This is a genomic window from Paracraurococcus ruber (genome assembly GCF_004353985.1).
Lineage (GTDB): Bacteria > Pseudomonadota > Alphaproteobacteria > Acetobacterales > Acetobacteraceae > Paracraurococcus > Paracraurococcus ruber.
Genome location: NZ_SMOA01000334.1, coordinates 1 through 5,194 on the forward strand (window position 1 = coordinate 1; position 5,194 = coordinate 5,194).

Here is a 5,194-nt window from a genome sequence, read left to right on the forward strand (position 1 = left end):
CGCCGCGACGAGGCCACCGGCCAGCAGCGCGAGCGAGAGCGCGGCCATGGCCCAGCCAGGCCGCGCCGCCCCCGCCCGCGCCGGGGCGTCGAGCGCCAGCAGCATCCCCCGCGCCTCCCGCAGCCAGCGCGGATCGGGCCGGCGCGGCGACCAGGGACGCTGCGCCACCACCGCGCGCAGCAGCGCCGGCAGCCCGCGCAATTCCTCGGGCGTGAGGCAGAGATAGACGACCGGCAGCTCGGCCGCTGGCCAGGCGCGCAATCCGCCCTCGGCCAGGCACTGCCGCAGCGCGTCCTCCGCCCGCGGCGTGGAGCGCGGGGCGACATCGACCAGGGCGACGCCGTGCTGCGGGTGCAGCAGCACCGCATTCACCCGGATGCGTGCGCCGGCGGGGCCGCCGATGGCGGTGCCGAGCAGGCAATGCCAGCCGGTCGGGCGACGCCGGCGCAGTCGGAAGGGCGGCCGGCCGGCCAGCAGCGGCGGCGGGGAGACGAGGGGCTGGACCACGCGCCGACCCTAGCCTGCCCGGCCGGCCGGCGCGGCGCGATGGATCGCGATCCACGTCGAAGTGACCGGCGCGGCCGATCCCGCGCGCGGGCCGCGCCAGCGGCGGGAAGCCTTTGTTTCCATGACAGAATTGCCAGCCGGGCCGAGGCGGCCGGCGGGCGAAGGCCGGCGGGCCGCGCCTGTCCGCGGCGCCATGCTTGCTAGGCCAGAATGACGCGCCGGCGCGCCTGCCGGGGCGGTTGGGCCGCGGCGGACCGCCGCATGGCGGCCGCGGCCCCGCCCATCCCGCCGGCCAGGACGCCACCGCTCCCCACCGCTCCGGGCCGGCAAAGGAGTCGCCAAGCGGGATCCCCGGACGGCGCGGCCGGCGCCCGGTGAGGTCCGCAAGCGGCCTTGGTGCAGGCGGCCTTGGCGGGCAGCCGCGGCGGACCCCGGCGGCGACGCCGCGCGGCACCGATCGAGGCACGGGACGAACCTGGGCGCCGCGTCACGCCGCCGGCGCGAGATGCCCAAGGGGACCGCCTTGGGGGACTGCCCTGGGGGGCACTGGTCTCCCTCGCGCCGGCGATGGGCCATGCGCGCCGGCATCAGCCGGCGGCGCCGGCCTCCTCCCCCACCGGTTCGAGGTCCACGCCGATGGACAGGCCGTGCTCGCCGCCGCCCAGCATCACCCCGCGCACCGGGCTGATATCGCCATAGTCGCGGCCCCAGCCGAGCACCACATGCTCGTCCCGCACCACCACGTCGTTGGTGGGGTCGAGGTCGACCCAGCCATGCTCCGGCCCCAGCCAGGCGCCCACCCAGGCATGGCTCTGGTCGGCGCCGCGGCGGCGCGGCTGGCCGGGCGGCGGCCGGGTGCGGATATAGCCGGAGACATAGCGGGCCGGCAGGCCGAGCGCCCGGAGGCCGCTGATCATCACCTGGGAGAAATCCTGGCAGACCCCCTCCCGCCGCCGCAGCACCTCCGCCACCGGGGTGGAAATGTCGGTGACCCCGGCGCGGAAGCGGAATTCGCGGCGGATGCGGCCATTCAGGTCCAGCAGCCCCTCCAGCACCGGGCGGCCGGGCGGGAAGCTCTCGGCGGCATAGGCGCCGGCCGCCGGCAGGGCGGGCACCATCGGGCTGTCGAAGCGGTATTCGGCGGCCTGCCAGGCCAGGCGCCCGCCGGCCCGGGCCAGGTCGCGCACCCTCTCCCAGGGCGGGGTCGCGGCGGCCGGGGGCGGGTCGGGGAAGCGGACCTCCACCTCGGCCTCCGCCGTCACCTCGAAGGCATCGTGCGGCGCGTCGATGAACAGCCAGGTGACCGGGTTGCCGAAATGGTCCAGCCCATCCCGCCGGTGGGAGGCCGGGGGCTCCGTCAGGATCGCGGCCGACAGCACGCGCTGGAAGGGCAGCGGCCGCGGCCGCAGGTGCAGCATATGCGCCGCCAGGTCCACCATCCCGCCATAGGCGTAGCGCGTGACGTGGCGGACCCGGTAGATCACGCGGCGCCGCGCAGCCGGATGGCGGGCGCCGGCCCCAGGCTGTGCGGCGCCGGCAGCAGCGCGAACCAGCGCCGCGTGATGCGGTCCGACAGCACGGCCAGCGCGCCTTCCAGCGCCACCAGGCGCGGCCGCAGGGCGATCGCCGCCTCCGCCTCCGAGGGCGCCTCCGCCACCTCCCGCACCATCGCCCGCGCCTCCTCCAGCAGATCCTCGGCCAGGGCGGCCAGCGGCGACTCGCGCGTCAGGTCCGCCCCGGTCTCCAAGTCCAGCAGCATGTCCCTTGCCGCCGAGAGCTGGAAGGCGAGACCGCGCGGATTCCCCTCATCCGCCAGCACCAGGTCGAGCACCGGCGCCGCCTGCAATACCGTGAGGTACCGGGTGCGGTAGGTGATGACGGAATCCCGCAGCTCGAGCGCCAGGGCGAGCCCCGGTTCCAGCCGCGCCGGCTGCCCGGCGGCGCCAGGCTGGTCGAGGCAGCGGGCCAGCTCGGCGACGATGGCCTGGGCGCGTTCCACCCGCCGCCCGAGGTCGAGGAAGAGCCGCCCGCCGCCGCGCACCATGTTCTCGGCGGCGAGGCCCGCGACCGTCGCGGCGAAGGCCAGCACGCCGGCGCTGGCATGGCCCAGCGCCTCCAGGCCCCGGTTCGCCTCCCGGCCCGCGGGCACGGCATCGAACTCCTCCCGCAGCTGCCGCAGGCCGCGGTTGAGGGCGAGGTGCATCTCGCCGGTCAGCCGGTCCCGCAGCAGCCCGGCCAGCCGCGCCACCTGGCCCAGCAGCCCCTGCATGCGCCCCCTCTCCCGCACCTCCCGCAGCAGGGCGGCGGTGACGGGGACGGTGCCGATCTGCTGCGCCGCCTCGGCCTCCAGCAGCTCCGCCCGCACCAGGCAGGCGCCGAGGGTCTTCAGCTCGGCCAGCGCCCGCGGGCTGGGCTCGCTGGCGGCGAGGCGGCTGGCCGCGACGCGCAGCAGCCGCGCGCCGCCTTCCAGCCTTTCGAGGTAGCGGCCGAGCCAGAAGAAATTGTCGGCCGCCCGGCTCGGGATGTCGCCGCTGCCGCGGCGGATCGGCACGGCGCGGATCGCCAGCATGCGCGGGCCCTGGATCTCCGTCGCATCCTCGGCCGGCACCCAGACATCCTTGGCGAACAGCGTCTCCGGCCGCGCGCCGGTGCGGGCGTCCGGCGGCGCGAAGGCGCGCGCCAGGCCGCCCTGCAGCGCCCGCCAGCCGGTGCCGTCCTGCAGCAGGAACAGCCGCAGGATCACCGGCCGCGGCTCCAGCCCCGCCGGCCCGGCGCAGGGCGCGACGGAGGCCGGGATGCGCTCGCAGGCGGCATAGTCCTCGGGCGTCGCCTGGATGCGCTGGGCCAGCTCCGCCCGCGCCGCCTCCGGCAGCGCGCCGGCGGTGATGCTGCGCACCGTGCCGTCCAGCGCGCGGCGGATCATCCAGCGCGGCAGGTCGCCCAGCACCTCCGCCCGCGCCACCGGGTCGCCGAGCCAGAGGGTGCGGGCGGCGCCGAGATGCAGCGGCCCGCCCAGCAGCGGCTCGGCCAGCGCCGGCAGGAAGGCGGCCAGCGCCGGCGCCTCGGCGAAGCCGGCGCCGGGGTCGTTGACGATGCGCAGCCTGCCGCCCCGCACCGCGTCCAGCAGCCCGGCGACGCCGTGCCAGGGGCTCTGGTCCGCTTCCAGCGGGTCCATCTGCCGCCCATCCATCCGGCGCAGCAGCACGTCCACCGGCTGCAGCCCGCGCAGCGTCTTCAGGAATAGCCCGCCGTCGCGCACCGTCAGGTCGCCCGGCTCGACCAGCGCGCAGGCCAGGCGGCGGGAGAGGATCACATGCTCGGTCCAGTGCGGGCTGGCATGCCCGGCGGTGAGCATGGCGACGCCCGGGTTGCGCCCGCCGGCGGCGGCCGGCGCCAGGCGCTGCAGCGCATCCTGCCAGAGGTCGAAGAAGGGCCCGAGGCGGCGCAGCTCCCGTGCCCCGACCAGTTCCGGCACATGCCGCGCCAGCGCCCGGCGGTTCTCCAGCACATGCGCCAGGCCGGTGGCCCCCGCCGTGCGGTCCCGCAGCACCCGCCAGCGCCCATCCGGCGCCCGCAGCAGGTCAGCGGCATAGAGCTGCAGCAGCGGCCCGTCCCGCCGCCCCTCCGGCGCGCGGCAGGACCGCAGGAAGGCGGGGTTGGCATAGACCAGCGCCGGCGGCAGCGCGCCGGAGGCGAGCAGCGCCTGCGGGCCATAGACATCCTGCAGCACCGCTTCCAGCAGCGCCGCGCGCTGGGCGAGGCCGGCGGCGAGGGATTCGAACTCCGCGGCCGAGAGCATCAGCGGCACCGGGTCGCAGCGCCAGGCCGGCCCGTCCTCCCCGCCCGGCAGCAGGCTGGTGGCGCCCTCCTCGGCGAAATGCCGGTCGAGCCGGGCGGCGCGCTCGGCGATCTCGCCGCGGTCGAAGGCGGAGAGCGCGCCGAACAACCCGCGCCAATGGGGGCGGATGCCGGCGGCGCCGTCCACCATCTCATCGAGGGGGGAAGCTGGGGTCATCTGGACCGAAGTGATGCCATGCCGGGGGGCGGCGTGCGAGGGGGCGCTGCCGCCGTCCCTGCCGGCGGCAGGGCCGCCCCGCCCGAGGCCGCAGGGCCGCGGGCACAGCGGGTCCGCGGGCCGCACCGGGGAGCCTGCCGCCGCGGCGCGCGCCGGCGCGCGCGTAAAATCGCGCTGAGTCCGGATCGGCCCGATCCAGAGGAACATGCTGATCCGCGCGGAGACACCGGCACATGGGCCTGAGGAATTTTGGAATTGAGCGACTTTATCCGCGGGGTCCTGTCGCCGCCACCGCCAAACGGATTATTATCCTATAGCGCGACGCCCCGGTGGCGGGCAAGCGGCGCGGGCAACCGCCCGCGGGCGGGGTGCGCAGGATCGCCAACGGGCCTGGCCAGCGATGGGCGGCGCCCGATCCCGGCATGGCGGGCGCCGGCATTCCGCTGGGGCGCCGGCCGCGATGGTCCGCTCGCATCCCTGGGCGGCCTCAGGTCGCCCCGGTGGCCAAGGACGCATCCGCGCCCATCGGTGCCAGGGCCGGGACGCGGCCAGCCCCGGGCCGGCAACCGGGCCGGATGACCCGCGGGGACGGGGGCGGCGCCGGGGCGCCGAGCCGCGCGGCGCGGGACCGGCATGCGCCGCTCCGGCCGGCACGCGCCTGTGGCGGGACCG

Annotated in this window: 3 protein-coding genes; all 3 read right to left on the reverse strand. The window is 77.3% G+C overall.

Features of this window, described 5'->3' with window-relative positions; translation table 11 throughout:
* A partial coding sequence (locus E2C05_RS28380) for a hypothetical protein (protein ID WP_133223001.1) occupies window positions 1-507 on the reverse strand: 507 nt, incomplete at its 3' end.
* 587 nt (window positions 508-1,094) lie between these two features.
* Window positions 1,095-1,991: a transglutaminase family protein gene (locus E2C05_RS28385; protein WP_133223002.1), complete on the reverse strand. Its 897-nt coding sequence runs from the start codon at window positions 1,989-1,991 to the stop codon at window positions 1,095-1,097.
* On the reverse strand, window positions 1,988-4,522 hold the full coding sequence (locus E2C05_RS28390; protein WP_158292429.1) for a circularly permuted type 2 ATP-grasp protein: 2,535 nt from the start codon (window positions 4,520-4,522) through the stop codon (window positions 1,988-1,990). Before E2C05_RS28390 ends, E2C05_RS28385 begins: the two co-directional genes overlap by 4 nt.
* Window positions 4,523-5,194: the final 672 nt, after the last annotated feature.